This window comes from Occallatibacter savannae, from assembly GCF_003131205.1.
GTDB classification, from domain to species: domain Bacteria; phylum Acidobacteriota; class Terriglobia; order Terriglobales; family Acidobacteriaceae; genus Telmatobacter; species Telmatobacter savannae.
Map to the genome: position 1 here is coordinate 385,026 of NZ_QFFY01000001.1, position 15,910 is coordinate 400,935.

Here is a 15,910-nt window from a genome sequence, read left to right on the forward strand (position 1 = left end):
CAGCAAGAAAGGAGCCGGCCGTGGGACTCGTCTTCTATCTGATCTCCGCATTCGCCGTGGGCGGTGCGCTCGCAGCCGTTCTCCTCAAGAACCTGGTCCATGCCGCATTGGCGCTGACCATCGCCTTCTTCGGCCTGGCGCTCCTGTTCCTTCGGCTCGACGCGCAGTTTGCCGGCTTTGCACAGATTCTCGTTTACGTCGGCGCTGTTGCGATCCTCGTGGTCTTCGCCATCCTGCTGACCAAAGGCTCTGAAGTTCCCAAAGACGGTGTCTTTTCCAAAAGTTGGCTCGCCGGGCTTGCGATCTCCGCGGGCGTCTTCGCAGTACTGGCCTGGGCCGTCATGCAAGCTGCTCCATCGCTGCCGAACGAGTCCGCCGTACCCTCCGTCTCGGTCAACGACATCGGCAACGCGCTCATGAGCCGCTACGTTCTGCCGCTCGAGATTATCGCCGTGCTCCTCACTGCCGCGCCCCTCGGAGCCGTCATAGTCGCCATGCACGAGAAAGCAGGCAAGCAAGAGAAGCTGGGTGCCCCAGGTCCGGGGTCCCCGCGAACCTCCTCTGGTTCGTGGGGTGGAGATTTCGTTTCTGAGACCTGGGAAACGAGGAAGAACTGATGCCCAATCCACTCAGCGGTTATCTCATCGTCGCAGCACTCATCTTTGCCATCGGTCTCGCAGGCGCGCTTACCCGCCGCAACGCCATCATGGTCCTCATTGGCATTGAGTTGATGCTGAACGCCGCCAACCTCAATCTCATCGCCTTCTGGCGCTACGGGCCGCATCCCGAGTTGCTCACCGGCATGATGTTCGCCATCTTCTCCATCGCCGTGGCAGCAGCGGAGGCCGCGGTCGGTTTAGGACTCGTAATCTCCATCTACCGTCACGCAAAGACTTCGGACGTTGAACAAATGAACAGGATGAAGGGGTGATGATGCAGGAAGCCGTCGCATTCACACCTCAAGTAGACGCAAGCTCCATCGCCCGCTGGTTGTGGCTTATCCCGGCGCTGCCCATCTTTGCCGCCGGCATCATCTCCGTGCTGAAGCAGCCCCGCCGCAAGCTGGCATCGAGCCTCGCTATCGGCTCGCTCGGAATCTCGTTTCTCATTGCTATTACGGCGTTCGCACACGTACTGAACGGATGGTCCCACGGATACGCCGTTCGAGAGGTCGTCAACTTTTCATGGCTTACCGTTGGCACTCAAGCCGTCGAACTTGGCTGGGTTCTAGATCCGCTCTCTGCCGTAATGCTGGTGATGGTGACCTTTGTCGGTCTCCTCATCTTTATCTACTCCACCGGCTACATGGAGCACGACGAGAATTACACCCGCTTCTTCTGCTTCCTCGCGCTCTTTGCCGGAGCCATGCTCGGCGTCGTCATCGCCAACAGCATCCTGCTCCTCTTCATGTGCTGGGAACTCGTCGGCCTAACCTCATATCTCTTGATCGGCTTCTGGTACTTCAAGCCGTCGGCGGCCGCAGCCGCGCGCAAGGCGTTCATCACCACCCGTGTCGGCGACATCTTCTTTCTTCTCGGAATCGTCTGGCTCTTCGCCCAGACTGGCACGCTCCTCTTCTACGATCACGGCGCCGGATCGATCGAGACCCTTGCGCTCGGCGGCCTCCTCGTTCACCAGTCGCACTGGGGAATCACTGCGGCGGGTGCCATCGGCCTCCTGATCTTCGCCGGAGCAGCAGGGAAGAGCGGCCAGCTTCCGCTCCACGTCTGGCTCCCCGATGCGATGGAAGGTCCGACGCCCGTATCGGCGCTGATTCACGCCGCTACGATGGTCGCTGCCGGCGTTTACCTGATCGCCCGTGTGTATCCGCTCATGTCCGCTGGAGCCATCGCGCATGGCGAGGCGCCCGGCACTACTACAGCTCTGATGGTTGTCACCTGGGTCGGAGCATCAACGGCGCTCTTTGCCGCACTCATCGCCGTTGCGCAGAATGACATCAAGCGCATCCTGGCCTACTCTACCGTCTCGCAACTCGGCTACATGATGGCCGGCCTCGGCGTCGGCGGGGTCGCCGTCGGCATGTTCCACCTCATCACGCACGCCTTCTTTAAGGCGCTGCTGTTCATGGGCTCAGGTTCCGTGATCCACGGCGTGCACGAGGAACAGGACATCCGCCGCATGGGCGGGCTCCGCAAATCCATGCCGATCACGTTCATCACCTACGCCGTCGGCATGCTCGCGCTCTGCGGTGTGCCAATCTTCTTCTCAGGCTTCTGGAGCAAGGATGCGATTCTTGAGTCGGCCCACGGATGGCCGCTCTCGCGGGCACCTTACTACATGTTGGTCTTCGGCGCTGTCTTGACCGCCTTCTACATGACGCGCCAGGTCAGTTACGTCTTCTTCGGACAGTATCGTGGTCACTCCCATCCGCACGAAAGCCCGCGCGTGATGACAACGCCCCTAGCGATCCTGGCAGTATCCGCCGTGGCGCTGGGTGTCATCGGCACCCCCGCCTGGCCGTGGTTCCGAGCCTTCCTGGAAAATCATCCAGCTTACGTCGAGATGCACGCCTTCGCCGAGCCGGCCTGGCTGATGCTCCTCCTGACGTCCTTCGTCATCGTCATCTTGGGCATCGGACACGGCTGGTGGCTTTACGGCAACAAGTCGCCGCGCGCCGAAGAGCCTGACGCACTCGAGAAAGCTATGCCGCCGGTCTGGATCGTGCTCGCCAACCGTCTCTATATCGACGAACTCTACGGAGCAACCGTCATCGCCTTCTACTACTGGTGGGCAAAGGTCGCCGACTGGATCGACCGAGAGATCTGGGGCGACATCGTCGCAACGATCACACTGACCTTCAAGGGATGGGCGCGCCTCAACAAGTTCCTCGACGCGAACATGGTCGATGGCGCGTTCGATAAAGGGTGCGAAGAGATCTACAACGGCGGAGGCGTGCTGGCGCGGATCCAGAACGGCCGCGGTCAGATCTACCTTCGTCTTCTTGCGGTAGCGGTCGTGATCCTCGCTGCAATCCTGATCTGGAGCGGACGACCATGAACAGCCTCCCGCTCCTTACCATCATCACGGTCCTGCCCGTCATTGGTGCCGCGATCTCGCTCTTCACGCGCCGGCACTCCCGCGGAGTCGCGCAGGTCACCGGCATCCTTTGTCTCCTGCTCTCTCTCGTGATCTGGATCCAGCTTCCCCGAGACGGCAGCATCGGCCTCAACGAACTGCACCACTGGGTGCCGTCGCTCGGCGTTCAGTACCACCTCGGAGTCGATGCCCTCGGCGCGCTGATGCTCATCCTCTCCGCGCTTGTCTCGCTCATGGCAATTGACGCTGCGCATCGCGTTCATCATGAACCGGGCCTCTTCTTCGCGCTGGTCCTCCTTCTTGAAGCCGGACTCTTCGGCACATTCACGGCGCTGAATTTCTTCCACTGGTTTATCTTCTGGGAACTCAGTCTGATCCCCGCGTTCTTCCTCATCAAGCTTTGGGGCGGACCGCGGCGCGGACCGGCCGCCACTCAGTTCTTTGTCTATACGATGGTCGGCAGCGTCGCGCTTCTTTTGAGCTTCCTGGCCATCTACCACGCCACTGGGTCGATGGATTTCATTAACCTCGCCGAGTTGGCCGCAAAGGGATACCTGCAGCATCAGGTCCTCGCCAGCCTTGGCCCCGTCATGATGTGGCTCACCATCGGCGTCCTCGCTGGATTCGCTGTCAAAGTTCCCCTCGCTCCTTTCCACACATGGTTGCCGGCCGCATACAGCGAAGCGCCGTCTCCGGTCACCATGCTCCTCACTGGCGGGATGTCGAAGATGGGCGTATACGGCCTCATTCGCATCGCTCTGCCGCTCTTCGGCCCGCAGATTGCCGCTATCCGCACGCCGCTCCTTATCCTCGCCGTTCTCACCATCGTCATGGGTGCGTGGGCTGCCGCCGCGCAGAAGGACCTGAAGCGCGTCTTCGCATACTCCTCGGTCAATCACCTCGGCTACTGCCTGCTCGGCATCTTCGCCATCGCAGTCCACACCGGTGCCAACGTCTCCGACTCCGCCAGCCAGGCCGCGGCGCTCAATGGCGTGATCCTTCAAATGTTCAACCACGGCCTCACTGCCGCAGCGATCTTCTGGTTCATCTCGATGATTCAGTTCCGCAGTGGCGGCCTGCGCGGTATCGACACCTTCGGCGGCCTGCGCATGCCTGCGCCCGTCTTCGCCGGGCTCATGGGCATTGCCCTCTTCTCGTCACTTGGCCTTCCGGGATTAAACGGATTCGTCGGCGAGTTCCTCATCTTCCGCGGTGTATTCCCACTTTCATGGCAAGCTGCAGCCGTGTCGGTGCTCGGGCTGCTCGTGACCGCCGCAGTCATCCTCACTGTAATTCTCAAAGTGTTCACCGGTCCGGTGCCCGAGCGTTGGGCAAGCTTTCCTGACCTTCATGGAGGCGAGCGCCTCGGCATTGCCCCTGTAATTGGACTGATGTTTTTGCTCGGCTTGCTGCCGCAGATCGTCATTGAACGCGTGAACCCCACCGTCCAATATCTGCTGGCGCATTGGAGATTTTAGACAGAATGTTGGCCTGGACGATCTACATCTCGTTTGCCGGTGCGCTGGTGCTGGCGCTGATGCCAAAGGGGAATCCCGCTTTGGCACGCGTCATCGCGCTCCTTGTCGCGGCAGCGGGATTTGCAATTGCGATTGCCGGTTTTGCGGCGGGGGCAGGGCAGGGACGCGTCACCATCATCGACGTTCCCTGGGTTCCCATGATGGGCATCCACTACACGCTTGCTGCAGACGGCATCAGCCGCGTCCTCGTGCTCCTCACCGGCCTCGCAGCCGTCGCCGGAGTTCTCTTCAGCTGGAACATCAACCGTCGCACCAATGAGTTCTTCGCCTTTTTCCTCGCACTCATCGGTGGAGTCTACGGCGTGTTCCTCAGCTTCGACTTGTTCCTGCTGTTTGTGTTTTACGAAATCGCCATCGTCCCAAAGTACTTCCTCATCGCCATCTGGGGATCGACCCGCCGAGAATACGCCGCCATGAAACTGGCGCTCTACTCGTTCGTCGGTTCAGCAATGGTGCTTGTCGTTCTTCTTGCCGCCTACGCCACAGCAGGCAGCCACTCCACCGGCCTTGTCAATCTGGCAAACGCGAATCTCCCCGTCAGCTTTCAGATGTGGGCTTTCCCGGTCGCCTTCATCGGCTTTGGAATTCTCGCCGGCCTGTGGCCCTTCCACACCTGGGCGCCGACAGGCCACGTTGCCGCACCGACTGCCGCATCCATGCTGCTAGCCGGCGTGGTCATGAAGCTCGGTGCATACGGATGCCTGCGCGTAGCCATCGGCCTATTCCCTCACGGGCTTGACCCGTGGGGTTGGTCCTTCTGGGGCATCGGATCCTGGCGCGATGTCTTCGCCCTGCTTGCTGTCATCGGTATCATCTACGGCGCTCTAGTCGCTCTTGCGCAGACCGACTTCAAATTCGTGATCGGCTACTCCAGCGTCAGTCACATGGGATTCGTGCTCCTCGGCCTCGTCACGCTTACTCAAGTCGGCGTTGACGGCGCAGTGCTGCAAATGTTCTCGCACGGCGTGATCGCCGGACTGCTCTTCGCCATCGTCGGGCGCATCGTCTACGAGCGTACGCACACGCGCCAGTTTGGCGAACTCGAAGGCATGTACCTCGGCCGACGTCTGCCATTTGCCGCGTGGGCATTCGTTATTGCCGGTGTTGCATCTATGGGACTGCCCGGCTTCTCGGGCTTCGTTGCCGAGTTGCAGGTGCTGATGGGCGCTTGGATTGCCAAGCCCTGGTGGACCGCCGCATCCGGAATCGGCATCGTCATCGGCGTTGCCTACACATGGCGCGCTCTGCAGAAGGCCTTCTTCAGTGACCGGCTGCCGCGGCCCGACGAGCATCCCAAGGAGGGCTGGCCGAAGTTCGAAGCCATCACCTGGCCGGAAGTCACCGCAACCTGCCTGCTCTTTGCAGCCACGCTCATCGTCGGTATTTATCCCAGCATTCTGCTCAACTCAATCGAGCCCGCAGTCAAGGCGCTGCTTGCAGGAGGTATGCAATGAACTACGCTGACCTCTTCCGGGTGACACTTCCTGAAACCGCCCTGGACATCGCAGCGCTCCTCGTCCTCATTCTCGACCTCGGGCTCCTGCGCAAAGCAGCTTTGCAGACGCGGATCATGGCATCAGTTCTGATCGGCGTGCTCGGCTGCTCGGCGGCAATGCTCGTGATGCCATATCAAGCCGCCGGCGGGCTTACATACCCGGGCAGCCCCGACCTTCTGCTCTCAGCAGGCGGCTACACCTCCATCGCACAGATTGGCATACTCGTCCTCACCGTGTTCACGCTCTTCCTGCTCGTCGGTTCGGATTTCACGAAGCACGTCGGCGAGTTCGTCGCGGTGGTGCTGATGGCCGCAACCGGCGGCCTTCTGATTTCAGCCGGCCAGGATCTGCTTGTCGTCTTCGTCGGCCTCGAACTTCTCTCGCTGGGCCTATACATCCTCACCGCATTCGCCAAGCGGTCCGGCAAAAGCGCTGAGAGCGCGATGAAGTACTATCTGTTCGGCGGAATGTCCGCCGCATTTCTCCTCTTTGGCTTCAGCTACCTTTACGGCCTCACTGGCTCCACCAATCTCCACCAGATCATGCGCGCGCTCTACTCCACGACCGCGAACGGTGCCGCGCCTCTGCTGTATGTTGCGTTGGTCATGATCGCCGCCGGGTTAGGCTTCAAAGTCGCTGCCGTGCCATTCCACCTCTGGGCGCCGGATACCTACGAAGGTGCGCCGGCGCCGGCTGCGGCATTCATCGCATCCGTTTCGAAGGTGGCGAGCTTTGCACTTCTCATCGGAGTCGGCACTGCAGCAGCTCATTCACTCGATCCCAGCAAGCCGATGCACGTCTGGATCACTGCATCGTTGAATCCAAAGGGGCTGCCAACGTACTTTGGCTTCTCTGGCCCCTGGTCGCTCATTATCGCCATCCTCGCAGTAGCCTCGATGGTCTTCGGCAACCTCGCCGCTCTCGCCCAGGACAGCGTTCGCCGCCTCCTCGCTTACTCCGCCATTGCTCACGCCGGCTACATTCTGCTCGCTGTCGCCTACTTCTCGCGCAGCAACATCAGCGCCAACGCAATCCTCTACTACATCCTCACCTACGGCCTCACAACCATAGGCGCCTTCGGCGCAGTCTCGCTCGTCGAGCGCATCAACGGCAGCGATCGCATGGATGCCTTCCTCGGCCTCTACAGGCGCAACGGCGTGCTCGCCGGCGTGCTCCTGATCCTCTTCCTATCGCTCGCCGGCATCCCGCCCCTCGTCGGATTCTGGGCGAAGTTCAACCTCTTCGCGGCGGTCCTTCGAGTCGATCGCGGAGTCGCACCGTTCGCTCTCGTAGCCATCGCAGTAGCTATGAGCGCCGTCTCGCTCTACTACTACCTTCAGGTCCTCAAGCGCGTTTTCGTGATGCCCCCCGCAGAAGACGGCCCGGTGAAGGGAAGTCCACTGACCATCGGCGTCCTCGCGTTGATCACACTAGCAGTTGTTCTTCTCGGCTGCCTCCCCGGACTCATGCAGAGTTGGATGGCCACTTTCTACGCCGGAATGTAAGCACAGTTCAACACGCTAAACAGACGAATGCAGATAAAGCCTGTTCTTGACCTGTTCTACTTGCCTCTGGTCTACTCAAATTGCCATGATGCACATCCTTATCTCGCGCGCGATCCCCGTTCCTGCGCCGTGTTGCATCAAGCCAGTCCCCGTGTTGCGAATTAGCAAATACAACGCGCGCGCGGGATTCAGAGCCTGGCACTAACGGCACCAGCAGTTCAGCACCACTCAGGCCACCTCCCGCAACAGCGGCTGGTGGTTTTGCATTTTGGTCATATTCGAAGGAGATCGCTTTGGAACCAGTCTCGCTGGTCGGAATTCAAGCCGCACGCGCTCGCATCGAGAGCTCGATCCATGTGTCGCCATGCCAGTTCTCGCACCACTTGTCCGAGCTGACTGGCCTGCCACTCCACCTCAAGCTTGAGAATCTCCAACGCACTGGATCCTTCAAAGAGCGTGGCGCGCTCAACAAGCTGCTCACCCTCAGCGAAACCGAGCGCAAGCGCGGCGTCATCGCTGCCAGCGCTGGAAATCACGCGCAGGGAGTTGCGTTTCATTCCTCGCAGCGCGGCATCAAGGCTCAAATCGTAATGCCGCTCGCCACGCCTCTCGTCAAAGTGGCCGCAACGCGCGCATACGGAGCAGAAGTCATCCTTCATGGCGCAACCTATGACGAAGCTTGCGATGAAGCGATGCGCCGCCGTCTCGAGGAAGGCCGCACCTTCATCCATCCATTCGACGACCCCGAAGTAATCTGCGGGCAGGGAACCATTGGTCTCGAACTTCTGGAGCAGGTCCCAGACATCGAAGCCGTCGTAGTCCCCATCGGCGGTGGCGGTCTCATCAGCGGCATTGCCTGCGCGCTCAAAGAGACCAACCCGAGAATCCGCGTCGTCGGTGTCGAGCCCGAACGCCTTCCTTCCATGCTTCGCGCCCGCGTTGCAGGCGCGCCCGTCACAATTAGTCCCGAAGCCACCATCGCCGACGGCATTGCTGTGCGTCGCGCAGGCGACATCACTCTGCCTCTGGTCAGCCGCTATGTCGACGAGATCGTTACTGTCGATGATGAAGAGATCGCCAGCGCCATCCTTATGCTTCTCGAACAGGAGAAGACACTCGCGGAAGGCGCCGGCGCCGCGGCACTCGCCGCCATCGTGCAATCGAAGACCAACCTCCGTCATCGCCGCACTGTGGTTCTCGTCTGCGGCGGCAATATCGACGTAACGCTTCTTGCCAAGATCATCGAGCGAGGCCTCGTCAAAGACGGCCGACTTCTTCGCCTTCGCGTTTACCTGCAGGATCGCCCCGGAGCGCTGCACCACCTCACGCAAGTCCTCGCCCGCGAGCGCGCCAATATCGTCGAAACCGTCCACAACCGGGCCTACTATGGCGTCAGTCTCGGCGAGACAGTCATCGATGTTACACTTGAGACCCGCGGCGCCACGCACATCACCGCCATAAGCCACGCACTGCGCGAGGCAGGCTTCCGCTTCGAACGCATTCAGTGATAGGCGGCTTGGGTTGTTCCGGCGCTTACGCGTGCGGCCGCAAACCAGATTAGCCCGAGCGCACCCGCCAGGAAAATCGCGTTCCCGATCCGAACGCTCGAGTCCAGATTGCCTACTGCAGGATGCTGCAAGAAGGCATGCCACCCATAGGCCAGGGCTGCGCCCGCGCTTAGCGCAAGCTGGTGCACTAGGCCCCAGCCTGCCCTTCGAGACCACGCAATTACGGCTAACAGCATGATCACGTCCAGAGCGAGCAGCTCTGCGACGGCTCCCCACCCCCATGCCTGCGGGACGAGGAGGGTAGCGGAGCCAAACAGAAGCGCAACAGCACCGACTATCCAGGGAGAAGGTGCCTTCCCTTGAGCCGCCGTTCGACGCCCGGGAGGGAGAAGAAATGCGGCCACAACCAGTAATACGATAACCAGCGCTGCCACTGCGAATTGCGTTCGGGACGCGAGAAACTGATCCTGCTTGACCTGAATTGTCGTCGAGGCTACAGCACCGAAAATGAAAAACAGAGTTACGATGCTCATTCCGATCCGCCCAAGCCACGGGGTTTGGGAACGATTGGGAACACATGCTTCAATCAACGCGATCGGCGTCGCGATACTCCAGATTGCATGCACGTTCAACATCCAAAGCGTCCACCACCCGCCGATTCCAAGTGCCGAAATGTAGGCCGGTGTGAGCAGTTCGAGGTGCAACTTCAGATAGTCGGGATTGAAAAGCGATTGCGTAGTGTACGCCTCCTCAACAATCGCGTAGGCCATCCCGAGTAGCAGGATGCTCGGCCAGCCGCGCCCCGTCCTCCGCACCCATTCTCGGATGAGGAGCGCACCGCCACCGTAAAGCGGCGCCAGCACAATGAGCGCCGGCAGCAGTTTGATGGGCAAATTCCCGAGGAGAAACTCTGCGACGAGCGGCGCAGTCATGAAGAGTGCCAGGGCTGGCCAGATTCCTCCCTTCTTCTTGGTGTTGATCGCCGCCGTTCTCATGGGGTCCACAGTCGAGTTCTCAGAAATTCCCATCGTTCAGCTCACTCCCGGATTGAATCGGCCGAGGATATCAGATGGGCCGAGGCACACTCGTATTGCGGCAGTTGTCTCAAACCGCTAACGTTGAAGTACGAGCAGCCTTTTGCAAAAGTTCCAAGGGAGACAGGCCCTGCGTGTACATCCCCAAGTTCAATCTGGTCGCTGATCGCGCCATCCTCCTCGAAACAATGCGCGCGTATTCCTTCGCGATTCTCTTCGGCCCGCTAGACCCGACAATCGGAAGGGCTCCGCACCGCGCCACCCATCTGCCGCTCGTCGTGAGAGACGAAGGTCCGCATGGCGTCCTGGAAGGCCACTTCGCCAAAGCCAATCCACACTGGCAGGCGCTCGCGAATCGTCCAACCCTGGTCGTCTTTCCCGGCCCGCACAGCTATGTCAGTCCGTCGCTCTACGTCGAGCAAACATCAGTTCCCACCTGGAACTACATCGCCATTCATGCATACGGCACGCTCGAACTCGTCGAAGAAGAGACCGCGAAAGAAGCCCTCCTGTTCAATCTCATCGACGCCAACGAGCCTGCGTATGCAGATAAGTGGCGAGGCATGCCCGAAGACTATCGCCGCGGATTGCTGAAAGGCATCGTCGGCTTCCGCATCCCGATAGCCCACATCGAAGGCAAATTCAAGCTCAGCCAGAATCGGTCAGAAGCCGACCGCCGCGGTGTCGAAGCCGCGCACAGAGCCGGCGGCGACGATCAGCGCGCCCTTGCCGACTGGATGAAGCGCCTCATCGGGTGATACCTTCATCCCGACGCCGGGAAAGGGTCTGGATTCTCATGCGCAAACTCGCTCTGCTGATCTTCGCCGCAATCATCCTCATCGCCCCAGCCGCACTCACCGCCCAGCCTGACTGGAAGGCACGTGTCGCTGACACGATGCCGCTGATGGGGCATCGTAACTGGATTCTCATTGTCGACTCCGCCTACCCGCTTCAATCCTCACCGGGCGTGGAGACGATCGATACCAACTCCAGCCAACTCGACGTCCTCCGTTATGTTCTCGGATCCATCAATAGTTCCATTCATGTCCGTCCACTTATCTACATGGACAGGGAACTGCCGTTCGTCGGCGACGATGACGCTCCCGGCGTATCGAGGTATCGCGAGGAAATCCAGAAAATCCTCGCCGACTACACCATCGAACAGATGCTGCACGAGCGCGTGATCAACCAGATCGACGAAACCAGCAAGGAATTTCATGTCCTCGTGCTGAAGACCACGATGACCATCCCCTACTCGTCAGTCTTCATTCGCCTGGACTGCAAGTACTGGTCTGCAGACGCCGAAAAGCGCATGCGCCAGCGCATGCATTAAGCCGGCGTCCAAGAGTTGCGGATCAGGGCTATCTTTTCTCTGGCGTGTCCAGCCGTAGAAATCGCGCGGCGTTGTTGTACAGAATGTCGCGTTTCTCTTCCGGCGAGAGATAGTCCGCGTTCTGAATGATGCTGATCGAGTACGCCATAAGTTTGGGCCACTCCATCTGATCCGTGCCAAACATCACGCGATCCTCAAAGCCCGCTTCCACAATACGCTGGATATAGCGGTTTACTTCCTTCAGTGGATAGCTCCAGATCAGCCCCGCCACATCAACATACACATGCGAGTTTGCCTGCAGCAGCGTGAGCATGTTGTCGATCATCGGATACCCGGCATGCATCACCTGCACGCGCAGCTTCGGATGTCGCGCCAGCAGCTCTTCCAGCAGCAGAGGATTGCCCATCGATCCTCGAAACTTCGGCGTGGTGAGGTTCGCGCGCCCAGAACCTCCTGTACCCATGTGGATCGCGACCGGGATATCCAGTTCCTCAGCCAACGCGAAATACTTGTCGACGGACGGATCGCTCGGTGACAGTCCCTCATACTGCAATCCGATCTCTCCCATCACCTTGAAACCGCCCGTCGTGAACTCTTGGCGAAGTTTGTCGAGTTCGACGCGCGCGCCGGGGGTCATTCCCTCGCTGAAAGATGTTCCCGGGATCACGCGGCCCGGCATCGAGTCCTGCCACTTCTTAACGCTGGCAGCATCTCCGAAGACGACCGCCTTAACGTTCAGGCGCTCCATCTCTGCCTTCATGTCTTTGAGGTACTCGCCCTTTTCTGCCGGGTAGAGCTTGGGCGTGCAGTTCTCCACATCCCAACCAAACGGCGCTTCCTTGGTCTTCGGATCGGAGGCCAGGAACTTCGCTTCGTTGGGGCACATCGGTCCGCCGCCAGGGAACGACTCGTCCATTGCGTGCACATGAACATCGACGACGGGGGGAACGTCGGTAGGTGTGTTCTGGCCTTGGCTGAAAGCTGCAAACGTGAGAACAGCACTCGCGAGAAGCAGCCTCAAGGCGGTGGCGCGAAACCTCGTCATTGGGATCTCCTGGTCGGTGGAACGAAGTCTGGTTCTGTGTCGGGACCATCTTACCTGCCGGAGGCGCAGACGGGAGCTAAACTCTCTGTTTCCGCGCGGTATGAGGCGTGATGGCGGAGTCTCTCTTTTGCTATACTTAGAGGGTTCACCGACAAGCGGAGGTGGCGAAATTGGCAGACGCACTAGCTTGAGGTGCTAGCGCCCACAAGGCATAGGGGTTCAAGTCCCCTCCTCCGCACCACTTACCTTCAGAAAGCAGCTTTCAGCAATGCAGATTCTCTTCTACTTCGTCATGTTTCTTCACGTCGTGGTGTGCATCTTCCTCATCGGGGTCGTCCTCGTGCAGCAGGGCCGTTCCGCCGACCTCGCCGGCGCCTTCGGTGGCCAGGGGTCGCAGACCGCCTTCGGTCCTCGCGCGGCCGCCAACGTGCTTACGCGCCTGACTACGTGGGCAGCCGTGATCTTCATGATCACTTCGCTTACCTTGACGGTGCTGTACGCACGCGGAACTCACTCGCGTTCGGTACTGGGTGATCAGCCGACCCACCAGACGACACCGGCGAAGAAGTAAAGAAGTCTCTCCCTTTATCTGGGCAGGCCCTTGCGGCCTGCCTTCGCTGTTTTTGAATGGAAGATGGCGCGCGGCCTAGAATCGGGTTCATGATCCTTGAAACCTTCCCCGTCGGCCCGCTGCAATGCAACTGCACCATCCTCGGCGACGAGCAGACCCGTGAAGCGATCATTGTTGATCCCGGCGACGAAATCACCCGCATTCACCGCCGCCTTGCAGAACTCGGCCTCAAGCTCAAGCAGATCCTCATCACCCACGCGCACATCGACCACGTCGGCGGAGCCCTCAAGTTGAAGGTGCTCACCGGCGCTCCCATCTACCTCAACGAGGCCGACCTGCCGCTGCTGCAGATGATGTCCATGCAGGCTGCTTGGCTCGGTATCGAAACGCCCGAGACCGCACCTCCGGACGAGTCTCTCACCGATGGCCGTCAGGTTGGCCTCCTCAGTTACCCGGCTCACGTCATCCACACGCCAGGCCACACGCAGGGGTCGATATGCCTTCACTTCGCCTCCATGAACATGGTGCTGGCCGGCGATACTCTCTTCGCCGGAAGCATCGGGCGCACCGATCTGCCCGGAGGAAATTTTGAGCAAATCATCGACTCCATCCAGTCGCGACTTCTAAGCCTGCCTGACGAGACCAGAGTGGTTCCGGGCCATGGACCGGCAACTACCATCGGATCCGAGCGGAAATTAAATCCGTTCCTGAAATAAACAATTGGAGAATCTTCCTTAGTTGAACGACAATATTAACTGGCGTAAATACAATAGCTTGACCGGTAATAATAAAAATTATGGTTGAAGTGTTACCGGACAATTGTTATCAGCTTGATGCGTTCTGAAATAGTAAACAATCGCTTGAACTCCGGTTCTGAATTCCTCAACAGGCCCGAGCAGGCTCAACACCAGCCAGCCGCTCTCCTCCATCCCAAAGAAGTACCCCGGGCGAACCCAGACCCCGCAGCCCAGCAACTCCAGCACCGTCGTCTCATCTAACTGCAGCGCCGGAATCCGAAGCACCGCATACCATCCGCCTTCGATTCCAAGCCGTCGCAGGATCTCCAGTTCGGCGAGCTGTCGATCCAGTTCTGCGAGATTGGCCGCGACTCGCTGCAGAATTTGCTGCTGAATCTGCTTCCGTCCAGATAGCCACGTCGGAATCGCACGCTGGATCGGAGCGTTCATCGAGAGAAACGTATCGGCGATCACCTCGAGCCGAGCCATCGCCTGCTGCGCATTCGGCCCCGTGGCCACGATCCACGCCGCCTTCATCTGCGGCAGTCCGGCGATCTTGCTGAGACCGCTGACGGTGTAGACATCAACGTCTTCGAGGCCGGCGGCAAAGCTTTGCACTGGTTCGGAACCAAGCGTGTAGTCGAGGAAGACTTCGTCGACGATAAGGGCCAGGTTGCGATCCCGGCAGAGGCGGCCGAGTTCTTCGGCTTCCCAGGGCTTCGTGAAATGGCCTGTGGGGTTGTTGGGATGCACGAGTACGATGGCTCGCGTGCGGTCTGTGATCGTGCGGCGGAAGCCTTCGGGGTCTATCTGCCAGCCGTGATCGTAGACGAGAGGGGCGGGCTTGATGCGAATGTCGTCGAGAACGGCCAGAAAGTCGAAGAGGGGATATCCAGGCTGAGGAACGAGGACTTCGCTGCCGGGATCGCAGAGGAGCTTGAAGAGGAAGTTGTAGGCTTCGCTGGTGCTGGTGGTAAGTACGACACGATCGGGGCCGATCTGGACGGCGTGATCGGCATAGTATGCGCAGACTGCCTGGCGAGCGGAGAGCAGACCGAGGGGCTGCGGATCGTAATCGAGCGCGCGGGAATCTGAGAGCGAAGCAAGAAGATTCGGATCGTAGGTGAAGCCGCATCGCGTAGGGTTGGAGGCCGTGAGATCGGCGATGGGGAGTCCAGCGAGGACACGCTCACGGTGTGCCTGCGCGAGAGCACTCTCTTCGGTATTCCACTCGGTTCGCTTTGAGAATCGGTCTGACATTGTGTTCTGGTCGCTCGAAGCTGATGGATCTGAGTTTAAAGTTCTCTCATCTCTACAATAGAGAAAGGCGCTGGGTCAGGCATGCGCCAAGTGAAGGGGGATCTTTGAGTCTGCGCGCGGTCATCTTCGATTATGGAATGGTTCTAACAGGAAACCCGAGCACTGAGGCACATGACGCGATGCTCAGGATTACAGGGCTGCCGCGCGATGAATTCGAGAGGGTCTACTGGGCCGATCGTCATGCGTATGACGAGGGGAAGCTCACAGGCCTGCAGTTCTGGCAGAACCTGATCCGCGATGCAAAGCTCGATCTCGATGCGGCGAAAATTGACGAGCTGAATTTGTGGGACGCGCGGATGTGGACTGTGCAGAATCCGGCGATGATCGCGTGGCAGAAGGAGCTGAAGAAACACGGCCTGCGCACCGCAATCCTGTCGAACATGGGGGATACGGTTCTCGAGAACATCGAGCGCGAGTTCGACTGGCTGCCGCAGTTCGACGTGCTGATCTGGAGCTATCAGCACAACATGGCGAAGCCGGATCCGGCGATCTACGAATTGACGCTGGAACGGTTAGGCACCCGGCCGGAGGAGACGCTCTTCATTGACGATAAGCAGCCGAATATCGATGCGGCGCGGGAACTCGGACTCGTCGGGGTGCTTTTCACGACGGTCGAGCGGCTGCGGGAACAGCTGATCGAGCTTGGGCTGGAGGCGGAGCTTCCGCTGCCGGCTTGAGCCGAAGTCGGCGCCTGCCCGCTGGACAAGGCCAACTACTTGAATCGAGAGCACTTTGCAGCACCATATGGTGTCTTCAAGGATTATGC

Annotated in this window: 15 protein-coding genes and 1 tRNA gene; 13 read left to right on the forward strand and 3 right to left on the reverse strand. The window is 59.7% G+C overall.

The annotated features are described in order from the left end of the window. Nucleotides 1-20: 20 nt before the first annotated feature. The 7 genes from DHV10_RS01680 to ilvA all read left to right on the forward strand — a co-directional run bounded on the left by DHV10_RS01680 (nucleotide 21) and on the right by ilvA (nucleotide 9,104). Nucleotides 21-617 carry an NADH-quinone oxidoreductase subunit J family protein gene (locus tag DHV10_RS01680; protein ID WP_162601115.1) on the forward strand — a complete coding sequence of 199 codons (597 nt, stop codon included), beginning with the start codon at nucleotides 21-23 and terminating at the stop codon, nucleotides 615-617. After that, the gene (gene nuoK, locus DHV10_RS01685) at nucleotides 617-931 is read left to right on the forward strand and encodes an NADH-quinone oxidoreductase subunit NuoK (protein WP_109484582.1); all 315 of its coding nucleotides are present in this window, start codon (nucleotides 617-619) and stop codon (nucleotides 929-931) included. The genes DHV10_RS01680 and nuoK overlap by 1 nt, the downstream gene beginning before the upstream one ends. Next, complete coding sequence (gene nuoL / locus DHV10_RS01690) at nucleotides 931-3,018, forward strand: NADH-quinone oxidoreductase subunit L (RefSeq protein ID WP_239461250.1); 2,088 nt, start codon at nucleotides 931-933, stop codon at nucleotides 3,016-3,018. The genes nuoK and nuoL overlap by 1 nt, the downstream gene beginning before the upstream one ends. After that, nucleotides 3,015-4,535 carry a complex I subunit 4 family protein gene (locus DHV10_RS01695; RefSeq protein ID WP_109484583.1) on the forward strand — a complete coding sequence of 507 codons (1,521 nt, stop codon included), beginning with the start codon at nucleotides 3,015-3,017 and terminating at the stop codon, nucleotides 4,533-4,535. Before nuoL ends, DHV10_RS01695 begins: the two co-directional genes overlap by 4 nt. Before the next feature lie 5 nt (nucleotides 4,536-4,540). Beyond that, nucleotides 4,541-6,049, forward strand: a complete 1,509-nt coding sequence (locus DHV10_RS01700; RefSeq protein WP_109484584.1) for a complex I subunit 4 family protein — start codon at nucleotides 4,541-4,543, stop codon at nucleotides 6,047-6,049. Further along, nucleotides 6,046-7,596, forward strand: a complete 1,551-nt coding sequence (locus DHV10_RS01705) for an NADH-quinone oxidoreductase subunit N (RefSeq protein WP_109484585.1) — start codon at nucleotides 6,046-6,048, stop codon at nucleotides 7,594-7,596. Before DHV10_RS01700 ends, DHV10_RS01705 begins: the two co-directional genes overlap by 4 nt. Nucleotides 7,597-7,889: 293 nt before the next feature. Continuing rightward, on the forward strand, nucleotides 7,890-9,104 hold the full coding sequence (gene ilvA / locus DHV10_RS01710) for a threonine ammonia-lyase (protein ID WP_109484586.1): 1,215 nt from the start codon (nucleotides 7,890-7,892) through the stop codon (nucleotides 9,102-9,104). Here ilvA and DHV10_RS01715 read toward each other — a convergent pair. Next, nucleotides 9,098-10,108, reverse strand: coding sequence for a hypothetical protein (locus DHV10_RS01715; protein WP_162601116.1), 1,011 nt, complete (start codon nucleotides 10,106-10,108; stop codon nucleotides 9,098-9,100). The genes ilvA and DHV10_RS01715 overlap by 7 nt on opposite strands. A gap of 164 nt (nucleotides 10,109-10,272) precedes the next feature. Between DHV10_RS01715 and DHV10_RS01720 the strand changes: the two genes are divergently transcribed. Together DHV10_RS01720 and DHV10_RS01725 are read left to right on the forward strand one after the other, a co-directional pair. After that, nucleotides 10,273-10,896, forward strand: a complete 624-nt coding sequence (locus DHV10_RS01720) for an FMN-binding negative transcriptional regulator (protein ID WP_204101296.1) — start codon at nucleotides 10,273-10,275, stop codon at nucleotides 10,894-10,896. 38 nt (nucleotides 10,897-10,934) lie between these two features. Further along, nucleotides 10,935-11,471: an RbsD/FucU domain-containing protein gene (locus tag DHV10_RS01725; protein WP_109484589.1), complete on the forward strand. Its 537-nt coding sequence runs from the start codon at nucleotides 10,935-10,937 to the stop codon at nucleotides 11,469-11,471. A 28-nt stretch (nucleotides 11,472-11,499) separates the two neighbouring features. Here the strand turns inward: DHV10_RS01725 and DHV10_RS01730 are convergent, their stop codons facing one another. Beyond that, nucleotides 11,500-12,516 carry an amidohydrolase family protein gene (locus DHV10_RS01730; RefSeq protein ID WP_109484590.1) on the reverse strand — a complete coding sequence of 339 codons (1,017 nt, stop codon included), beginning with the start codon at nucleotides 12,514-12,516 and terminating at the stop codon, nucleotides 11,500-11,502. A gap of 155 nt (nucleotides 12,517-12,671) precedes the next feature. On the opposite strand from DHV10_RS01730, the gene DHV10_RS01735 reads away from it, so the two are divergent. The 3 genes from DHV10_RS01735 (at nucleotide 12,672) to DHV10_RS01745 (ending at nucleotide 13,803) form a co-directional block, all read left to right on the forward strand. After that, nucleotides 12,672-12,757 (forward strand) — tRNA-Leu (locus DHV10_RS01735). Nucleotides 12,758-12,784: 27 nt separating this feature from the next. Beyond that, nucleotides 12,785-13,087 (forward strand): preprotein translocase subunit SecG, encoded by a 303-nt coding sequence (gene secG, locus DHV10_RS01740; protein ID WP_109484591.1) that lies wholly within the window; start codon nucleotides 12,785-12,787, stop codon nucleotides 13,085-13,087. Between the two features lie 89 nt (nucleotides 13,088-13,176). Then, entirely contained in the window at nucleotides 13,177-13,803 is a 627-nt protein-coding gene (locus DHV10_RS01745; protein ID WP_109484592.1) for an MBL fold metallo-hydrolase, read from the forward strand. A gap of 78 nt (nucleotides 13,804-13,881) precedes the next feature. Here DHV10_RS01745 and DHV10_RS01750 read toward each other — a convergent pair whose 3' ends face one another. Then, nucleotides 13,882-15,084, reverse strand: a complete 1,203-nt coding sequence (locus tag DHV10_RS01750) for a pyridoxal phosphate-dependent aminotransferase (protein WP_109484593.1) — start codon at nucleotides 15,082-15,084, stop codon at nucleotides 13,882-13,884. 23 nt (nucleotides 15,085-15,107) lie between these two features. Between DHV10_RS01750 and DHV10_RS01755 the strand changes: the two genes are divergently transcribed. Continuing rightward, the gene (locus DHV10_RS01755; RefSeq protein ID WP_338042558.1) at nucleotides 15,108-15,821 is read left to right on the forward strand and encodes an HAD family hydrolase; all 714 of its coding nucleotides are present in this window, start codon (nucleotides 15,108-15,110) and stop codon (nucleotides 15,819-15,821) included. Nucleotides 15,822-15,910: the final 89 nt, after the last annotated feature.